This window comes from Butyrivibrio sp. MB2005, assembly GCF_000424285.1.
In the GTDB taxonomy this organism is placed as follows: Bacteria; Bacillota; Clostridia; order Lachnospirales; family Lachnospiraceae; genus Butyrivibrio.
Genome location: NZ_AUJP01000004.1, coordinates 235,680 through 254,160 on the forward strand (window position 1 = coordinate 235,680; position 18,481 = coordinate 254,160).

The following is an 18,481-nucleotide window of genomic DNA, read 5'->3' on the forward strand; positions in this document are numbered from 1 at the left end:
TGAGTAAATTATGAAAAATAATAATTCAATTAAAAATACTATAGTAGCAGATGATGAATATTACAAATGGATTGAGAATATTAGCGTAAGATATAAGAATAGTCAGATTAAAGCTGCCGTTTCGGTAAATAAAGAACTGATAGCTTTTTATTGGAGCCTCGGAAAGGACATTGTTTCCCTTGAAGCTGAAAAGAAATATGGAAGTGGTTTTTATGAGACTTTAAGTAAGGATTTAAAGAAAAAGCTTCCCGGAATTAAAGGCTTTGCGAGTTCTAATCTTCGGTATATGGTTAAGTTTTATAATTTATATTCAACAACAAATTTCCCACAAGTTGTGGGAAAAGCGAAAGACAACAATTTCCCACAACTTGTGGGAGAATTATCTTTGGATGAATTGTTTGGCGTTCCGTGGGGGCATCATCGAGTAATTATAGATCGATGCAAGGGTGATAGCGAAAAAGCAAGTTTCTTTGTAAGAAAAACAATCCAAAACAACTGGTCCAGAGCAGTTCTTGAAAACTTTTTGGATACTGATTTATTTGCAAGACAGGGAAAAGCAATATCGAATTTTGAGTATGCTTTACCTGCACCACAGAGTGATCTTGCTCAAGAAATGACAAAAGATCCATATAATTTTGATTTTCTTGCAATCCAGGAAGATTATGATGAAAAGCAATTAAAAGATGCATTGGTAGAAAATGTTATTAAATTTCTTCTGGAATTGGGTAAAGGGTTTGCTTTCGTGGGAAGGGAGTATCCGTTACCAATAGATGGAACGGAGGAATATATCGATCTTTTGTTTTACCACTTATGGCTACACTGTTATGTTGTCGTTGAAGTTAAGGTAAAAGCATTTAAAGCCAGCGATATAGGTCAAACAGCAACTTATGTTGCAATAGCTGATGATTTAATAAGGAGAGAAGGAGATAACAAGACAATCGGATTAATTATATGTAAGAGTAAGAATAATATTCTTGCGAAATATTCTGTAAGTACTTCAAATGAGCCAATAGGAATATCCGAATATGAGTTGTCAAATCTGCTTCCTTCACCAGAAGAGATAGAGCAAAAACTTAGTATGGATTGATTACCAAATTGATTACCAAAGACACGACCGATGTGCGGGAACCTCCTTCCTTACTGGATTTCTTAAAAAAGATTAGGTGGGTTCGATTCCCACGTGTCTCATTAGAAAAGACCGTTCAGTCGATTGGCTGAACGGTCTTTTTGTCTGCTGATTTTATTCCATGTAACGTTTTTCTAGTTCTTCGATTACGTGGGTTGTACTTTTTTCAACGGTTCCATCTTCAAAAGGACTAAGGAGGTTTCCGATTTTCAGGAGTTCAAGGTATCCTTTGGTTCCGCCTGCGCGGCAAAGGCTAAGGTAATCCTCCCAGGCTGCCTTTCTGTCCTCTTTCATGCGACCATAATACTGGAGAGCACAGATCTGTGACATAGCATACTCGATGTAGTAGAAAGGATAAAGGAAGATGTGCTGCTTCTGCATCCAGAAACCGCCGGCTTCCAAGAATTCATTTCCATCATAATCGCGCCAAGGCATGTATTTCTGTTCAATCTCATGCCATGTTCTTTTCCAGTCAGCAGCGGTGTATTCAGGATGTGCATAAACCTCATGCTGGAATTCATCAACGCTTACAAGGTAAGGAATAGTACAGAGCGCTCCCATAAGATGAGAGGTAATATATTTCTCTGTATTTTCACCAAAGAACAGCTCCATCCAGGGATATGCAAAATGCTCCATGGACATGGAATGTATCTCGTTGATCTCGGCTGTAGAACCGCGGAGAGCATCCACATCAATTGATCTCATGGCAAGAAAGCCCTGGAATGCATGACCTGCTTCGTGTGTAAGGACATCTACATCTGCTGATGTACCATTGAAATTACTGAATATGAAGGGAGCCTTGAAAAGAGGCATGGATGTCATATAGCCGCCCATACGTTTTCCCGGTCGTGTCTCTAGGTCAAAGAGTTCATATTCCTTCATAAAATCAAAGAACTCGCCGGTCTCAGTGCTCATTTCACGGTACATCTTTTGTGCCTTGTCTACGAGCTCCTTGACAGTTCCTATAGGCGCTGCATTTCCGTCAGGGTAATTCAGCTCTTCGTCATAATAGTAAAGCTTATCTACACCAAGCTTCTCCTGCTGAGCTTTACGTATTTTTGCAACAGCCGGGGTGATTATCTCTCTTACCTGCTCACGGAATTTGGCTGCATCTTCCTGTTTATAATCAAAACGGTTTCTGCTGATATATGCCATATCAGTAAAGCTTTTAAATCCCATTTTAAGAGCCATTTCGTTACGGAGCTTAACCATCTCTCCATATTGTTCCTCGAGCTTGGGACTGATTTTTTCATAAAGTGCAGCCCAGGCTTCAAAGGCTTCCTTACGCTCTGTGCGGTCTGTGCTTTGCATGTGCTTAAGAAGTCCGTAAAAATTACATTCTTCTCCTCTGAAATCTGTAACTGCCTCAGCTGTTGTTTTACTATATTCCTGGCCAAGCTGTTCGCAGCGTATTGTTTCGGGAATGATCTTCTCGTCACTGGTCATTAAAGAAGCATCAAGTTTTCTAAGGAGTTGGGCACCAAATTCAGCTTCAAATTCAGGTCTGAATTCTGACTGTGTAAGAGCCTTCTGAAAAGCATTGTATTGAGGAATGGTATTGGCAAATGCTTCCTGAAGCCATCTGACTTCTCCTTCGTAAAACTCATCCTTCATGTTGATGGTATTGCGCACATAAGCAAGAGTGTACATTGTTTCATCCGACTGCTCACGCTCCTGCAGGGAATAATATGCATCTTTGACTTCCTGATAACTCTTGGCCTCGCGAATCTTTGTGGTAGCATCTTCCACAGCTTTCTTAAGCGCCTCGATATCCGGGCGTCGATATTCGATCTCACTAAATTTAACCATTTCAGACATTCTCCTTTAATTATTTATACCTGCTGAAAGTGCCTTGGTTGCAGGCTATAGTTAATTTATCAGAGTACTGGACGTTTTTCAATTTTCATATTAATATCTTTTATTAAAAAGACGCTTAATATAGCGGATGAGGAGGCAGGTATGAATAAGATTGGGACAAAGACCATAGAGACCCAGAGAGTGATTCTTCGAAGATTTAAAGCAGAAGATGCGCAGGATATGTTCGACAACTGGGCATTTGATCCTGAGGTTACAAAATATCTGACATGGGCTACTCATACCAGTGTTGAAACCACAAAGGCCTTGGTAAGCGACTGGGTATCAAAGTACGAGGATGGTGGCTATTTTAACTGGGCAATTGAACTTAAGGAAACAGGCAGTGTTATTGGAAATATCTCTGTTGTGCACTTAAATGAAAACACAGAAGCTGCGGATATGGGTTACTGTATGGGAAAAGCCTTTTGGGGAAAAGGGATCATGCCTGAAGTACTGAAGGCAGTTATGGATTATCTTTTTGATGAGGTAGGACTTAACCGAATTGCGGCCTGCCATGATGCTAATAACCCGAAATCCGGCCGGGTAATGGATAAGGTAGGAATGAAGCAGGAGGGAATCCTTAGAGCTGCAGGAAAAAACAACTGCGGTATATGTGATGAAGTCTGGCATTCAATGATACGTGCGGACAGAACATAAGATTTCATTTACTCATACTGGTTACGGTGTTTTGTCTATAAGACAGAACGGTTTAAACTTTGAACGATATTTACCCTTTTAGCATATTTCTGTACTGGCTTGGGGTCATGCCTTTGTCTGCTTTGAAAATTCGGGTGAAATAAGTAACATCAGGAATACCGCAGGAACCGGCGATTTCCTGGATTGGCAGGTCTGTGGTGTTAAGCAGGAAAATGGCGTGCTCCAGCCTTTTGGAGTTCACATATGCCGTGAAAGTTTTACCTGTCTCTCTCTTGAATATGGTAGCAAGGTAGCTTTTATTGAGGGAAAGGCCAAGAGCTGTACTCTGGAGAGTGAGCTCCTGCTCAAAAAGATGCTGATATATATGATTTATCACTCGCTGCATGGTGGGACTGTATCCGGTTGTGGAATTTTGCTGGACCATTGTGCAGTATCTTTTTAGAATTTCTCTGTGCATTTCCTTGTCCTGATCCGGGGCAGTCATATTTTCAATTTTTATAGCCATACGTCTGGACATTTCATCAAGATGGATGGGATGGACATTTCCCCTCTGAGCCCCTTTTCTGCATACAGTATTAAAGGCAAGAAGGTTATTTTTCTTGCTGCGAAGAGTGCTTGAGGATCGATTGTCGATGTTTCTAAGGGCCTGATCAGAGCTATAGTGCATGGCTGAGCTAAAGTCACCTCGGGATATGGCCTCCAGTACTTTTTCTTCCAAGCTGTATCTGTATTCAAGACGGGCCATTATATCATCGGTACCTGTACCAGAATCTGCCGATGTGGTATAGGTGGTCACCGGAATGGAACTCTCTTTAATATATTCAATTTTAAAGTTACCACCTTCGAAATAGTTTTCACCAATCGTAAGCAGCAGATTTTCTACTACAGAAGAATCCGAAAGGCATGGAAGAGTTGCATAATACTGGTGCAAAAAAGAGGCCAACCCTTCAGGAATGCCATTTCTTTTACAGATATCATTTGTCCTGTTAATGCCTGAGTTTTCAGTTAGATACGGTCCAATAATCATTATGTGGCCTGCTTCATCAAGCATTGGCATAAGTATGTAGTGACACTCATACCTGTCACAGGTCAGGTAGATAATCTGTGATGTCGCAAAATCATGCTCTATTTCATTAAAAGAATTAAGACACTCCGGAGCGTCATATGTAATTGCGCTTCTAAGACCCAGGTCAATATCAGAAGACAGAGGCGAGTTCATATCCGTGACATGATATCCCACATTCAGTTTTGAGAAGAAGCTGGTAAGAAAATTAAGGTATGTGTTTTCCATATAAAACCGGTCCTCCCGAACATTCTTATTATGGTAGTCTTTTTTAATGCACTAAACATATTATATTTATTTATTATAATACAATATTCTCTAAAAACACGCGTAAGAAAATATAGTACTACTAAAACATAATATAGTCATTGAGGAAAAGCTCAAATCCTTCTATTATTTCACTATCAAAAAACGTAAGAGCTGCAATTGGGGGCAGCTAAGGAGGAAGAAATGGAACAGAAACTAGAAGGTATTAACAGAGCAAAATGGTGGCAAATTGCGGGACTGGCGCTAAATGATGTGGCTACTAACCTGTATATGTGGGAAATGATCTTTATTTCTTATTACCTCAACGGAATCATTGGCGTGGGCGTAGTTATCGCATCATCCTTGGCAACAGTCATGAGACTGTGGGATGGTATAACGGATCCTATAATTGGAATTATTTTAGATAAAACTCATGGAAAATTTGGAAAGAACAGACCGTTCCTTGTGTTAGGACAGCTTGTGATGCTGGGCACATCTGCACTGATGTTTTTTGTAACACCGATGTTTCCTAAAGCAGCGCAGTTTTTGATTTTCGTGCTTTTCTATGCATTATATATCATTGGTTACACATGCCAGTGTGTTGTTACAAAATCAGCACAGACCTGCCTTACAAGTGATCCTAAGCAAAGACCTACTTTTGGTATCTATTCAGGAATCTGTGGAACACTGTTCTTTACTTTTGCACCGATGTATTCCTACACATATCTTCTGCAGAAGCACATGTACCAGTTTGATATGGGATACTTCCAGGAGATGTGGAAAGTATTTGCAGTAGCATCCTTTGCACTTACAGTAATTGCTTATCTTGCTATCAGGCAGAAGGACAGACCTGAATTTTATGGCGCAGGTAATACAGAGACACAGAAGATCAGATTTAAGGATTATGTTGAAGTGCTTAAAAAGAACAAGGCTCTTCAGATGCTTGTTATCAGTGCATCAACAGACAAACTTGCTACTCAGATGAATGGCAGCGCTACTGTATCAATAATCATCTATGCGATCATCTGTAAAAATGCAGGCGCAGCAGGACTTGTAGGCGCATATACAACTATCCCTGCAATTGTAATTATTTTCCTTGGTATCGGATTCTTCGCAAGAAAATTTGGTCAGATGAAGAGCTTTAAATACTCAAGTTATGCATCAATCGTTATCATGCTTGCACTCATCGGATTATTTGTTTTCGGTGATCCTACAGCGCTTTCACTTCCCGGTGATGGAAAATTTGCAGGTTGGAACGCATTTTCACTTGCTTTCGTAGGACTGATGATCCTGTATACAGGCTTTAAGCAGATTGCAGGAAACCTTGTTTATCCTATGACAGCTGACTGCACAGACTATGAAGTATATCGCAGCGGAAAGTATGTGCCCGGACTTATCGGAACAATATTCAGCTTCATTGATAAGCTGGTATCTTCACTGGCACCGCTTATTGTAGGTGTGCTCTGTGCAATGGTCAGCTCATCATCAGAGCTTCCTACAGCTGAAACACCTTATTCAACAGGTCTTGCAGCAGTTGGTATCTTCTGTATGTTTGGCATTATCCTTCTTGGATATGTATGTAATGTGATAGCGATGCATTTCTATCCGCTTACAAAAGAGAAGATGGAAGAGATAGCAGAGGACATTGCAAAAATAAAAAAAGAATCTCAGAGTATTGAGAACATTGAATTAAATAAAAAAGCAGTATGAATGGAGCAATAAATTAAATGATAGATCTTAAGGCAAAGCCCTTTAATTTAAATGAATCACAGATCAGATGGGTGGAAGATACCTATAATTCTCTGACTGAAGATGAGAAGATTGGACAGCTTTTCATCAATCTTACACTAAAACGGGATAAAGAGACCCTGTCGAAGCTTGTAAGCGAATACCACATCGGTGGTGTTCGCTGGCAGGGCGGGACTTTGGAAGAAGTGTATGAGCAGAACAGATTTCTTCAGGAAAACAGTAAGGTGCCGCTTCTCATAGCAGCAAACACAGAAGCAGGAGGAAACGGTGCTGTTTCTGAAGGGACTATGGTAGCATCCGGAGCTGCCTGCGGAGCAAGCACGACAGAAGAAACCGTGAGAGATATGGCAAAGGTTGGCGCGGTGGAAGCAAAAGCCATAGGTTGTAACTGGGTCTTTGCACCCGTTTGTGATGTGGTATCTAATTGGAGAAATACCATTGTAAATACGAGGGCTTTTGGCGATGATCCGGAGCTCGTGGCAAACAGGTCAGTCGCATACATGGAAGAGAATATGAAAAGGGGCGTTGCCTGTGCAGCAAAGCATTTTCCGGGGGATGGTTCCGAAGAAAGAGACCAGCACCTGGTTATGGGCTGCAACGATCTGTCAGTTGAAGAGTGGGATAAAAGTTTTGGATATGTTTACAAGACTCTTATTGATGCGGGACTTCCCAGTATTATGGTGGGGCATATCGCTCAGAGAGCATATTCAAAAAAGCTTTGTCCCGGAATGAAGGACAGCGATATTAAGCCGGCCACTTTATCCCCTGAGCTTCTTCAGGATCTTCTTAGAAAAAAACTTGGATTTAACGGGCTTATAGTAACTGATGCAACCCATATGGCAGGTCTGACAGCCGCTGCACCCAGAAAAGATTACATTCCGGGAGTGATCGCTGCAGGCTGTGATATGATACTGTTTTTCAACGACCCGGCAGAGGATATTCAGTATATAAAGAATGGTCTTGAGGAAGGAATAATCTCTGAAGACAGGCTTAATGATGCTGTTTACAGGATTCTTGGGATGAAGGCTATGCTTAATCTTAATGAGTATAAGTTCCCTTCAAAGGAAGGTCTTGATATTGTAGGGTGCTCTGAACATCACGCCCTTGCATCAAAGGCTGCAGATGAGAGCATTACCCTTGTAAAAGATACACAGGGACTCCTTCCTATAAATCCTAAGGAAAAGAAAAATCTGACTTTGTTTTTCCTGGAAAGTGCACCGGTGTCTCTTACAGATGGGGCAGATAAAGCCAAAGCAAGGCTCATTAAGGAACTTGAGGATGCAGGTTTTAACGTAAATGCGCCAAAGGATATCTATGAATATGAAATGGAACAGCCAAGTCCCATGAACAGATTCAAGGTGATGGTTCATCAGAACAGGGAAAAGTTTAAGGCGGAAACGGATATTGTACTTTTGGTCATCAATATGAAGGGGTATGCCCAGGAGAATAACGTGCGCGTTAAGTATGATGCATCACATTCAGTGCAGATACCCTGGTATGCGGGTGAAGTGCCTACGGTAGCAGTATCACTTAATTACACCAATCATCTTATCGATGTACCAATGATGAAGACTTTCGTAAATGCTTATTCAGATACTCAGGAATACTTACATGCACTTGTGGACAAGCTCACAGGAAAATCTGAATTCAAAGGCCGTGCCAACGAGCTTGTGTGGTGCGGAAGATGGGATACGAGACTTTAATTATGAAATGGAATAGTTTTGAGAAAAAGAAAGACTTCGTGGTATGCGTGGATTCAGATGGTTGCGCAATGGATACCATGAATATCAAGCATATAAGATGTTTTGGACCATGCATGATAAAAGAGTGGCATCTTGAGAAATGGCAGGACGCAATCCTTGAAAGCTGGAATAAGGTGAACCTTTATTCAGTCACAAGGGGAATCAACAGGTTCAAGGGACTGGCAATTGCGCTTAAAGAAGTGAATGAAAAATATACACATATAGAAGGCATCAAAGAGTTTTCAGACTGGGCAGAAAAAGCAGATGAACTCAGTAATAATTCAATAGAAAAAAAGATCACTGAAAATGAAATCTTTGCCAAGGCCTTAAGCTGGAGCATAGTTGTAAATAAAGAAATAGAAGCTCTTCCGGAGGATGATATAAAGCCTTTTGAAGGAGTAAAGGAAGCTCTTTTGGAGATACATAAACACTGTGATGTAGTGGTAGTATCCAGTGCTAATCCGGAGGCTGTAAAGGCTGAGTGGAAGCGATTTGGGCTTCTTGACAGTGTTGATCTTCTTTGCACTCAGGATATGGGAAGTAAGGCTTATTGCATTGGCCGTGTTGCGGATAAAGGTTATGATAAGAAAAAAATAATCATGTGCGGCGATGCTGTAGGTGATCTGGATGCTGCTAATTCCAATGGGGTTCTTTTCTATCCTATCTGCGTAAATCATGAAGAAGAATCCTGGGAGTCGCTTTTGAAGGATGCACTTCCGAAGTTTTTAGACGGACAATATAGCGGAGATTATCAGGAAAAGATGCTTAAAGTATTTATGGATAATCTTAGATAATAAATCGTTCTTTGCGATAGAATATCAGAAAACAAAATATATTTAAAAATTCAGAGCGCTCTGCACGCAGATAGCATGCAGGGCGCTTGTTTTGCCTATATATAAAATAAATATAATATCAACAAATTAGGTATTGAATTAATTATATTTATGTATTAGTATGTATATTATGCAAGATTAATTGAATAAATATACATAATGGTTTTGAATAAACATAACCAAGAAGGAGGCATATTATGAAAAAGAAGATTATGGCAGTTATTATGGCAGCAGCAATGACATTTAGCATGACAGCATGTGGCGGTTCAAAGGCAGATACCGCACCCGGCACAGAGGCTTCTACAGAGGCAGCAGCTGATACAGCTCAGGAGACAGAGGCAGCAGGTGATGCTGCAGAGACAGAAGAAGCAGGTGAGGCAGCAGCTGAGATCACAACAGTTACTCCCGGTAAGCTTACAGTAGCAACTTCTCCTGATTTTGCTCCCTATGAGTTTTATGCAGTAGGTGAGGACGGAACACCTACTCTTGCAGGATTTGATATCGCTCTTGCTCAGTACATCGCTGATTATCTTGGACTTGAGCTTGAGGTAGTACCGGTTGATTTCGATGGCGTTCTCATGGAGCTTCAGACCAAGGCAGTTGACCTTGGCGTTGCAGGTCTTTCACCTGACCCGAAGCGTGAGTCAATCATGGATTTCTCAGATATCTATTATGAAGGCGGGCAGTCATTTGTTTGCACACAGGCTAACAAGGACAAGTTCACAAGCCTTGAGGATACCAATAATTCAGAGTATGAGATCGGTGCTCAGACAGGTGCCATCCAGGTAGACCTTGCTCAGGCAAACAGCCCTGACGCTGATATTATTCAGCTTACAAAGGTTACAGATATCGTTGCTGAGCTTATCGCAGGCAAGCTTGATGGTGCTTACATCGAGACAGCAGTTGCTGAGAGCTATGCTAAGAACTATCCTGAGCTTTGCGTAGTACTTGATGTTCCTTATGACGGAGCAGAGGGTTCTGCAATCGGCGTAAGTAAGGGTAATGATGCTCTTAAGGCAGGCGTTAACGAAGCAATCGCTAAGGCTATCTCAGAGGGTAAAATGGACGAATTTGTTGCAACAGCTAACGAGCAGGCAAGCGGAGAGATCATTGAGGGTCTTCTTGATCAGTAATTCCGTTATGACCAGATGCATATAAGAAAATGCGGACTCGGAAATGCATATATTTCCGAGTCTGTTTTTATGGTATATTAGTATAAACTATTAACAATATTTCGGAGAAAAATACGTTATGGACAGTTTTATTAAGTGGGAGAATTTCCCCAAAATCTCATCATACTCAAGCCTTTTCTGGCAGGGCATGGTAGTAACCGTAATGCTTTCACTTTTTACAGTGGCGATCGGTTTTGTGCTGGCGCTGATTTTATCAAGCATGAGGATGTCACGATTCTATCCTTTGGCATTTCTTGGTCTTGATAAGGACGGACATCAAAAGGAAAAGGGATTCGGCGTTACGCTAAGCAAATTTAATCCCATTAGTTTTCTTGCGACAGCATACGTTGAAATCCTCAGATCAACTCCTGTAATTGTTCAGGTTGCCATCATATACTATGGCGTATTTGGTACTCTTATTGAGCTTCCCAGCTTTACATTCCTGGGATTCATCAAATTTGAGAGATTTTTCCCCGGCGTAGTTGCTCTTGGCATGAACTCCGGTGCATATCTTTGTGAGATCATGAGATCAGGTATTCAGTCAATTGACGGTGGTCAGACTGAAGCTGCCAGATCCCTTGGTATGAGCCAGTTCCAGAATATGAGATACATCATTTTACCCCAGGCTATAAAAAATATCCTGCCTGCGATTGCAAACGAGTTCGTTGTAATCATCAAGGAGTCTGCGATCACTTATACAATCGGTGTTCAGGATATTATGTCAGCGGTAAATGCTGTTCGCGGTGCAACTTTCATCATAATCGAGCCTCTGCTTGTGGCAACGGCAATCTACTTCTGCCTGTGCTTCCCTACAAGTAAGCTGATTGCATATTTTGAAAGGAGGATGAGCCGTGGCGACAAGAGATAAGCTTATTCAGATAACTGATCTTGAAAAACATTATAATTTTGGTGCCATCAAAGCCCTTGATGGCGTGACAGTAGATATCGATAAGGGTGATGTAATGGTTGTAATCGGCCCTTCAGGTAGCGGAAAATCTACTTTCCTCCGCTCACTTAATCTGCTGGAGGAGCCTACAGGCGGTGCCATCATTTTTGACAACGTGGATATCACCAAGAAAAAATATAAAGATGAAAACGGTAAGTGGGTTAAGGTGGATATGGATCTTCACAGACAGAAGATGGGAATGGTTTTCCAGCATTTCAATCTTTTCCCTCATAAGACCATTATGGAAAACATGATTCTGGCACCTGTTAAGGTGAAGAAGGTTTCAGAAGAAGAAGCAAAGAAAAAGGCGCTTGAGCTCCTTAAGAGAGTTGGCCTTGAGGATAGAGCAGATGCATATCCAATTCAGCTTTCCGGCGGACAGAAGCAGCGTATTGCTATTGTTCGTGCACTTATGATGGAGCCTGAAGTGATGCTTTTTGATGAACCCACATCAGCACTTGACCCTGAGATGGTAGGTGAAGTTCTTGATGTTATGAAGCAGCTGGCTGAGGAAGGCATGACCATGGTTGTTGTTACTCACGAGATGGGCTTTGCAAGAGAAGTTGGAAACCGCGTTCTTTTCATGGCTGACGGTAAGCTTCTTGAGCAGGGTACGCCTGAAGAGATTTTTGAACATCCGAAACATCCAAGACTTCAGGAGTTTTTGAGTAAGGTTCTGTAAACGTATAAAATTAGATTTGTGATAAGAGAAAGCAGTGGGATAAGTACACTGCTTTTTCAATAATATGAACTTACAAAAGTTCCTACTACGAACAGGAAATGGGATGAAAGAGAACAAAAAGACAGCGATTGAAGAAATAGAAAATAAGGCGGCTTTAATATGCGAGGTGGCAGACAGGATTTGGGAATACGCCGAGCTTTCCCTCATGGAATATAAGTCATGCAATCTGTACTGTGATAAGCTGACACAGGAAGGCTTTGAAGTGGAGAAGGGCATCTGCAATATTTCCACAGCATTTAAAGCAAGCTTTGGAAAAGGAAAGCCGGTTATCGGAATCCTTGCTGAGTATGACGCACTTTCCGGGCTTTCTCAGGAGAGAGGCGTAGCTGAGAAAAAGGAGTTTGTTCCAAAGAGTGGGGAGGCTTCAGATGCAGCTTGCGATCGCAGTGCAGAGTCATGTGGCGGGGCTTCTGAAAAAGGAAATACAGGACATGGCTGTGGACACAATCTACTTGGGGCAGGAGCTTTGGCGGCAGCTATTGGAATAAAGAAGTATCTGAGTGAATCGGGTTCTGAAGGCACAGTGATTTTGTATGGATGCCCCGGAGAAGAGGGCTGTGCATCCAAGGCCTTTATGGCAAGGGATGGCGAGTGGAAAAAGCTTGATGCTGCTCTTACCTGGCACCCGGCGGACTGCAACGAGGTGGTTACTGGTTCATCCAATTCCTGCATTCAGGTTATGTATACTTTTCATGGAAAGGCATCCCACGCTTCCGGAGCTCCGGAGATGGGAAGAAGCGCCCTTGATGCAGTTGAACTTATGAATGTGGGCGTTCAGTTTTTACGTGAGCACATGAGCGAGAAGGCGAGAGTGCACTATGCCATTACAGATGGCGGCGGTGTGAGTCCTAACGTGGTTCAGCCAAGAGCTCAGGTCCTTTATATGGTCAGGTCCAATCATGTAAGTGAGGCTGTGGAACTTCAAAAGAGAGTCGACAAGATTGCAGAAGGCGCAGCGCTGATGACTGAGACTACCTTTGACAGAGAGTTCATTGACGGCCTTTCAGATACGGTTACCAATAGAAGTCTTGAGAAGGTTTTATACAGTAATTTCGAGGAGCTTGGAGTTCCTGAGCATACTCCGGAAGAACTTGATTTTGCAGGCAGACTTGGAAGAAGCTACGAAGGCTTTGGAGATGTGCCGGGAATAGGTTCAGATTTTGACGAAGAGTATGCGGATAGTGTGAAAGCGCTTCGTAAGACCTTAGGTGAAGAGCTGAAGCTTGAAGGCGTTGGAGTGTATGATGCGAACAGCACCGGAACCCAGGAGGGCGCTGCATGTCCCATGAATGATTTTCTTCTTCCTCACTATATGGGATATGCATTTGAACCCGGATCCACAGATGTGGGAGATGTGAGCTGGGTTTGCCCTACAGCGCAGATTCACGTGGCAGCATGGCCCAACGGATGTCCCGGCCACAGCTGGCAGAACGTATCATCAGCCGGTTCTTCCATAGGACATAAGGCTGCAATACATGCGGGAAAAGTTTTGTGCATGGCAGCGATTGATTTGTATGAAAACAGTGATCTTTTGCAGGAAGCAAGAGCGGAATTTGAGAAGCGCACAGCTTCAGGATATGTGTGCCCTATCCCTGAAGGCGCCGTGGCAAAAGCACTGGATATTTAACAATATGAAGGAGGAATAAATTATGCCATTTATTGATTCAAAGGTAAGCGTTAAGACAACACCCGAGCAGAGAAAAGAGCTTAAGGAGAGACTTGGTCAGGCTATAGCTCTTATTCCCGGAAAAAGCGAGAGCTGGCTCATGATCGATCTTGCAGACGATCAGAACATGTTCTTCAGAGGTGAGGGAGAAGCACCTACTGCTTTTATCGCAGTTAATATATACGGGGATCCCAATCCCGCTGCTTTCGAGAAAATGACAGCAGAGCTCACTAAGATTTACGGTGAGGTTTTGGGCATAGCTCCTGATCACATGTACATTAAATATGCAGCATCCCACGACTGGGGCTGGAACGGCAACAATTTCTGATTCTTTCTTTGCGTAGAGGATATATATGTTTCCATATCTAAAAAGTAAAAAGTCCTTTTTGTCAGATTGCAAAAACACAGAATGCTGTAATGAAGAAGAAAATAAAAGGTGTAAAGACTGCAGCATGAAATCCAGGGTGGTAAAGTGGCTGGAAGAATATATAAAAAGGGCTAATTATCTCTACCCTGTAAGTAATAGTGAAATAAGGGCCTGGTGCCAGTCAGTTAGCTTTTATATGAGAGAGGTTCTTAGCGATGAAAAAATACCTGATAATCTATCTGTAGGGCTGGAATATTATCGTGAAACGGACATGAAAGGTGATAATAGCGAGCCGGGTGTTCGTGCGGACATGCTGATAGGTGGCTATTATGGTGACAAGGCAACAGGCTATAAAATGAAAATACTGCTTATTGAGTTAAAGCAGTATAGCAAAGGCAAAATAAAAGAAGGACTATTCAGGGTTCATAATGCCTGGGATAAACTTGTAGAATTAAAGACAGTTGTGGGGCAGGTGACGGCATATAGAAATAATATAATGCGCTCTGTGGAAAATAAAAACATACCGGGTGATGCGGATTTTATAGAGCTCATCTCATGTGTGTATATGCATAATCTGGAGGTGCCAAAAGACGCAGAGCTGGGTATAACCGAAGCTGATCATGTATTCCTGAAAGAAGATAAAGAAAGATTAGTTGATTTTATATGCGAGGAGTTTTCCGGGACAGATGAGGCTCCTTCAAATGCACGTAATGTGTTTATAAAATTAAAGAGCAAATATCGTATATTATCGTCGGCGGAACTGGCTGACATCCTTGTTTGTAAACCGGATCAGGTAATAGAATACAGGAAATTTCTACGTCCGGACCAGGCCTTCTTTTTGAGTGGATATGATTTTGAAGGTGGAAACATTAAAAAGAAATACGACAATTATCTGGAAAAGAGACTGGAGTTCCTTTTTGAAAGTGATGAGACTGAAGCGCTAAAGAAGCTTAAAAACGATAAAAATGTAAAGCTGTGGGAGAGTATCACTTCTGAAAATGAGAGAATAGTTGATGTGATAGAGGGCGGCCCGGGAAGTGGTAAGACCCTTTTGGCAATGTTTCTTCTAAGATATTGTATGGACTTTAATGATGCTGTTTCAGAAGAAAACAAGATAAAAATTGCGTTTGTTTATAAGAGGCTTGCACCCGTTGGCATGCTGAAAAGTCTGATCGAAGAAAAGAGAGAAGAATTTCAGAAAAAGGGTGTATCGATGGAGTATTGGGAGAAATTAGATAATGCGAAGGAAGGTGCTCCTGCCTATGATGTTATCATATTTGATGAGGCCCACTGCTTTAACGGAACGGATGCTGACCAGCTGAAAAGACTGATAAACAGTAGTAAGTACACAGTATTTTTTAACGACAGCAAGCAGAAAATTCTAGAGGAAGATAAAGGAATAGATGAGGGCGTTTTAGTTGTTGATAAGAAGGAACGTTCCGAATCAGCCTACAAAGAATTGGTGATTCCCTATATAGAAAATGAGGGTGTGGCAGCAACAGACAAGCCCAATGCAAATGTTTTCAGATTATGGTCCCAGTTCAGGTGTAATCAGGATGAAGGCTATTTAAGCTGGGTTGAAGACCTGCTTGACATGGAGCGCTCAACATTGGCTTTTGATGACGACATAGAGTTCGATTTTGATGTTGAATTGATCGAGAATGCAGCTGATATTTTGAAGGTGGCAAGGGAAGAGCCCAAATTGCAGGTCGTTTCTACTAATAAATTTGATAGTGGATATGAGAAAGACATCAAGATTGATGGAAAACAGTTGTTTTATTGGAGACTGAATCCAAATGTGGATGAAAGCAGGAAAAAAAGCATGCTTGAAGTACTGAATCCTTCTGAGGTTCAAGGGCTTGAGTATGATACGGTTCTTGTCATTATAGGTAAGGATTTCAGTGAAATTAAGCAGGAGAATAAGGCGACAAAAGAAATTGAGCTCATTAAGAACCGCTACAGAATGCTTCTGACCAGAGGGCTAAAGAAGTGTTATATCTATTGTATCAATGAAGAACACATGGGTTATTTTAGAGAAAGAATAGATAGATCCAGGTGTAATTTCTGAAATGAAAAGGGCTTTCCATACTGATTGTGACAGACCTGTTTCAAAAGCATAGGTCTTTTTGTGGGTAGAAATGGATTGATGGGAGGACGTGGATTTGAAAAAATTTGAAGCGGTTGTTTTTGATATGGACGGAGTTATTTTCGATTCAGAAAGAGCAACTATGAATTGCTGGCTTGAGCTGGCAGAAAAATATGGTATTGAAAATATGGAAGAGCCATATCTTGCCTGCACCGGGACAACGGATCAAAGGACCAGAGAAATAATGCTTGAAGCCTATGGCGATGATTTTCCATACGATGTTTACGCTAAGGAAGCTTCTAAGATGTACCACGAAAAATATGATGGCGGCCGTCTTCCTATGAAAAACGGCGTACATGCGATTCTGGATTTTCTTAAATATGAAGGGAAAAAGATAGCGCTTGCTTCCTCCACCAAAAGGGAGACCGTGGAGAATCAGCTAAGAGATGCAGGAATTCTGGATTATTTTGATGAGCTGGTGACAGGCGACATGGTTTCAAAGAGTAAGCCTGATCCGGAGATTTTCCTTCTTGCCTGTGAAAAGATTGGCGTAAAGCCGGAGGATGCCTATGCTATAGAGGACTCCTACAACGGAATTCGCTCTGCTAACGCTGGCGGCTTAAGACCCATCATGGTGCCTGATCTTTTGCCTTCTAATGAAGAGATGGAGGAGCTTTCTGAAACAGTGCTTGAGAGTCTCATTGATGTGGTGGGATATCTAAGGAATTAGGCAGCTTAAAAGAATTCGGCAAATGCAGTGCTGCATGCAATCTGGCATAACACAAGAATGGTAGAGAAATGGGAGAATAAGAGATGTTGATTGAAGAAAGAAAATTTGTTTTTCCAAATGGGGAAGAAGCGATAATAAGAAGTGCTCGTTCAAAAGATGCGCCGCTTCTAAAAGACCTTAGGGAGACCACTGCGGCAGAGACACATTTTCTGGCAAGAGAGCCGGAAGATGGCCCATTCAATCTGGAGAGAATGAAAGGCTTTCTTGATTCGTTTGAAACAAGTAAGACAGATTTCATGATCAATGCTTTCCTCGGAGACCAGATCGTCGGCGATCTCGGTGTGTTCATGGTTCGCCCTCATCTTAAATATATGCACAGAGGCTATCTTGGAATGTCTATTCGTCAGAAATACACCGGAATGGGCCTTGGCAGCTACATGATGTCCCTTGCCATCGAGCAGGCAAAACACAACGGCTTCGAACAGCTAGAACTTGGCGTATACAGTGACAACGAAAGAGCCCGCCACCTCTACGAGAAAAGCGGCTTCAAGGAGTACGGCATCAACCCCAGAGCCTTCAAACTTCTGGACGGAACCTACCGCGACGAGATCATTATGGTGAATATTTTTGAGTAATAAAAATCCCAGGAGTGATATGTACCTTTTTTACTGGACAACCAGTGAAAGGGGTACATATCACTCCTGGGATTAATTTAATCGTTTATATTATGCAAGCACACATAATCATCTCTGAGCATGCCATAAATATTATAATCACAATAAACAGAAACCATTTTTCCTTGGCGAACGGTCCCTTCTTTTATAAAACCACATTTTTCCATAACCTTATTTGAAGCAATGTTTCTTACATCCGCATTTCCGTTCAAACGGTCTATTTCTGTGTTCTCAAATATGAACCGTACCACTTCCTTTAAAGCTTCTGTAGTAATTCCCATATGCCAGTACTCAGGATTGATTCTGTATGCTATATCACCCATTCTGGAATTTTGGATATTAAATACCGAAATCATACCCACCACTTTATTGGATTCTTTTAGTACAATTCCCCAATCAAAATCAGGAGAAGGTTTTCTTTTTACCCAAGGTCGGGGATCAATAAACAGAAGCTCAGGATTTTTCTCATTCTTACTTGCTTTTCTGCCCCAATATGTATAGATTTCATCTCTCCCAAGCCACTCTTTTAAATCAGGCACATCATTTTCGTTAAGCACACGAATAATCAATCTGTCCGTTTCAAGGATTGGTTTATCTATTTCATAATCTTTTAACATAACATCCTCCACAAATCTCGATTCTGTCTTTTTACAAAAGTGTTACTAAAATATTTGTAACGCGCCTTTTTGCACAACGTATATAAGAAAAGCTCTTAAGTCAAATTTATATACTTATTTCTCCCGTAACTTCTTCGCTCGGTATATAAATTGAAAATGATAATTTGACTTATATACTTTTTCGATAAGCATTTCCTGTAACACTCACCCC

Annotated in this window: 16 protein-coding genes; 13 read left to right on the forward strand and 3 right to left on the reverse strand. The window is 41.6% G+C overall.

The genetic code is table 11. The features are described from left to right. Window positions 1–10: 10 nt before the first annotated feature. Complete coding sequence (locus G610_RS0102425) at window positions 11–1,087, forward strand: PDDEXK nuclease domain-containing protein (protein ID WP_051197490.1); 1,077 nt, start codon at window positions 11–13, stop codon at window positions 1,085–1,087. 153 nt (window positions 1,088–1,240) lie between these two features. On the opposite strand, the gene G610_RS0102430 is transcribed toward G610_RS0102425, so the two are convergent. Next, on the reverse strand, window positions 1,241–2,935 hold the full coding sequence (locus G610_RS0102430; RefSeq protein WP_026523508.1) for a M3 family oligoendopeptidase: 1,695 nt from the start codon (window positions 2,933–2,935) through the stop codon (window positions 1,241–1,243). Window positions 2,936–3,085: 150 nt separating this feature from the next. Between G610_RS0102430 and G610_RS0102435 the strand changes: the two genes are divergently transcribed. After that, window positions 3,086–3,637, forward strand: coding sequence for a GNAT family N-acetyltransferase (locus G610_RS0102435; RefSeq protein ID WP_026523509.1), 552 nt, complete (start codon window positions 3,086–3,088; stop codon window positions 3,635–3,637). A gap of 70 nt (window positions 3,638–3,707) precedes the next feature. Here G610_RS0102435 and G610_RS0102440 read toward each other — a convergent pair whose 3' ends face one another. Further along, window positions 3,708–4,928 carry a helix-turn-helix domain-containing protein gene (locus G610_RS0102440; protein ID WP_026523510.1) on the reverse strand — a complete coding sequence of 407 codons (1,221 nt, stop codon included), beginning with the start codon at window positions 4,926–4,928 and terminating at the stop codon, window positions 3,708–3,710. Between the two features lie 222 nt (window positions 4,929–5,150). Here G610_RS0102440 and G610_RS0102445 point away from each other — a divergent pair, with 222 nt between their 5' ends. From G610_RS0102445 to G610_RS0102495, 11 genes are all read left to right on the forward strand, one after another. Continuing rightward, the gene (locus tag G610_RS0102445) at window positions 5,151–6,656 is read left to right on the forward strand and encodes an MFS transporter (RefSeq protein ID WP_026523511.1); all 1,506 of its coding nucleotides are present in this window, start codon (window positions 5,151–5,153) and stop codon (window positions 6,654–6,656) included. A 17-nt stretch (window positions 6,657–6,673) separates the two neighbouring features. Then, window positions 6,674–8,398 carry a glycoside hydrolase family 3 protein gene (locus tag G610_RS0102450; RefSeq protein WP_026523512.1) on the forward strand — a complete coding sequence of 575 codons (1,725 nt, stop codon included), beginning with the start codon at window positions 6,674–6,676 and terminating at the stop codon, window positions 8,396–8,398. A gap of 2 nt (window positions 8,399–8,400) precedes the next feature. Continuing rightward, entirely contained in the window at window positions 8,401–9,231 is an 831-nt protein-coding gene (locus G610_RS0102455) for an HAD family hydrolase (RefSeq protein WP_035796659.1), read from the forward strand. A 236-nt stretch (window positions 9,232–9,467) separates the two neighbouring features. Further along, the gene (locus G610_RS19430) at window positions 9,468–10,403 is read left to right on the forward strand and encodes a transporter substrate-binding domain-containing protein (protein ID WP_051197491.1); all 936 of its coding nucleotides are present in this window, start codon (window positions 9,468–9,470) and stop codon (window positions 10,401–10,403) included. Between the two features lie 118 nt (window positions 10,404–10,521). Continuing rightward, complete coding sequence (locus G610_RS0102465) at window positions 10,522–11,310, forward strand: amino acid ABC transporter permease (protein WP_026523514.1); 789 nt, start codon at window positions 10,522–10,524, stop codon at window positions 11,308–11,310. Continuing rightward, window positions 11,294–12,070 carry an amino acid ABC transporter ATP-binding protein gene (locus tag G610_RS0102470; protein ID WP_026523515.1) on the forward strand — a complete coding sequence of 259 codons (777 nt, stop codon included), beginning with the start codon at window positions 11,294–11,296 and terminating at the stop codon, window positions 12,068–12,070. Before G610_RS0102465 ends, G610_RS0102470 begins: the two co-directional genes overlap by 17 nt. A 103-nt stretch (window positions 12,071–12,173) precedes the next feature. Beyond that, entirely contained in the window at window positions 12,174–13,757 is a 1,584-nt protein-coding gene (locus G610_RS0102475) for an amidohydrolase (protein ID WP_026523516.1), read from the forward strand. A gap of 22 nt (window positions 13,758–13,779) precedes the next feature. Then, window positions 13,780–14,124 carry a phenylpyruvate tautomerase MIF-related protein gene (locus G610_RS0102480; protein WP_026523517.1) on the forward strand — a complete coding sequence of 115 codons (345 nt, stop codon included), beginning with the start codon at window positions 13,780–13,782 and terminating at the stop codon, window positions 14,122–14,124. 25 nt (window positions 14,125–14,149) lie between these two features. Continuing rightward, window positions 14,150–16,231, forward strand: coding sequence for a DNA/RNA helicase domain-containing protein (locus G610_RS0102485; protein WP_026523518.1), 2,082 nt, complete (start codon window positions 14,150–14,152; stop codon window positions 16,229–16,231). Between the two features lie 94 nt (window positions 16,232–16,325). Further along, on the forward strand, window positions 16,326–16,979 hold the full coding sequence (locus G610_RS0102490) for an HAD family hydrolase (protein WP_026523519.1): 654 nt from the start codon (window positions 16,326–16,328) through the stop codon (window positions 16,977–16,979). A gap of 83 nt (window positions 16,980–17,062) precedes the next feature. Further along, window positions 17,063–17,614 (forward strand): GNAT family N-acetyltransferase, encoded by a 552-nt coding sequence (locus tag G610_RS0102495; protein WP_026523520.1) that lies wholly within the window; start codon window positions 17,063–17,065, stop codon window positions 17,612–17,614. Between the two features lie 77 nt (window positions 17,615–17,691). Here G610_RS0102495 and G610_RS0102500 read toward each other — a convergent pair whose 3' ends face one another. After that, entirely contained in the window at window positions 17,692–18,270 is a 579-nt protein-coding gene (locus G610_RS0102500) for a GNAT family N-acetyltransferase (RefSeq protein WP_035796662.1), read from the reverse strand. Between the last annotated feature and the right edge of the window lie 211 nt (window positions 18,271–18,481).

What these genes read in the sequence shown, in the direction of transcription:
- G610_RS0102425 (WP_051197490.1), top strand. Translation starts at nt 11, where the DNA reads ATGAAAAATAATAATTCAATTAAAAATACTATAGTAGCAGATGATGAA.
- G610_RS0102430 (WP_026523508.1), bottom strand. Translation starts at nt 2,935, where the DNA reads ATGGTTAAATTTAGTGAGATCGAATATCGACGCCCGGATATCGAGGCG.
- G610_RS0102435 (WP_026523509.1), top strand. Translation starts at nt 3,086, where the DNA reads ATGAATAAGATTGGGACAAAGACCATAGAGACCCAGAGAGTGATTCTT.
- G610_RS0102440 (WP_026523510.1), bottom strand. Translation starts at nt 4,928, where the DNA reads ATGGAAAACACATACCTTAATTTTCTTACCAGCTTCTTCTCAAAACTG.
- G610_RS0102445 (WP_026523511.1), top strand. Translation starts at nt 5,151, where the DNA reads ATGGAACAGAAACTAGAAGGTATTAACAGAGCAAAATGGTGGCAAATT.
- G610_RS0102450 (WP_026523512.1), top strand. Translation starts at nt 6,674, where the DNA reads ATGATAGATCTTAAGGCAAAGCCCTTTAATTTAAATGAATCACAGATC.
- G610_RS0102455 (WP_035796659.1), top strand. Translation starts at nt 8,401, where the DNA reads ATGAAATGGAATAGTTTTGAGAAAAAGAAAGACTTCGTGGTATGCGTG.
- G610_RS19430 (WP_051197491.1), top strand. Translation starts at nt 9,468, where the DNA reads ATGAAAAAGAAGATTATGGCAGTTATTATGGCAGCAGCAATGACATTT.
- G610_RS0102465 (WP_026523514.1), top strand. Translation starts at nt 10,522, where the DNA reads ATGGACAGTTTTATTAAGTGGGAGAATTTCCCCAAAATCTCATCATAC.
- G610_RS0102475 (WP_026523516.1), top strand. Translation starts at nt 12,174, where the DNA reads ATGAAAGAGAACAAAAAGACAGCGATTGAAGAAATAGAAAATAAGGCG.
- G610_RS0102480 (WP_026523517.1), top strand. Translation starts at nt 13,780, where the DNA reads ATGCCATTTATTGATTCAAAGGTAAGCGTTAAGACAACACCCGAGCAG.
- G610_RS0102485 (WP_026523518.1), top strand. Translation starts at nt 14,150, where the DNA reads ATGTTTCCATATCTAAAAAGTAAAAAGTCCTTTTTGTCAGATTGCAAA.
- G610_RS0102495 (WP_026523520.1), top strand. Translation starts at nt 17,063, where the DNA reads ATGTTGATTGAAGAAAGAAAATTTGTTTTTCCAAATGGGGAAGAAGCG.
- G610_RS0102500 (WP_035796662.1), bottom strand. Translation starts at nt 18,270, where the DNA reads ATGTTAAAAGATTATGAAATAGATAAACCAATCCTTGAAACGGACAGA.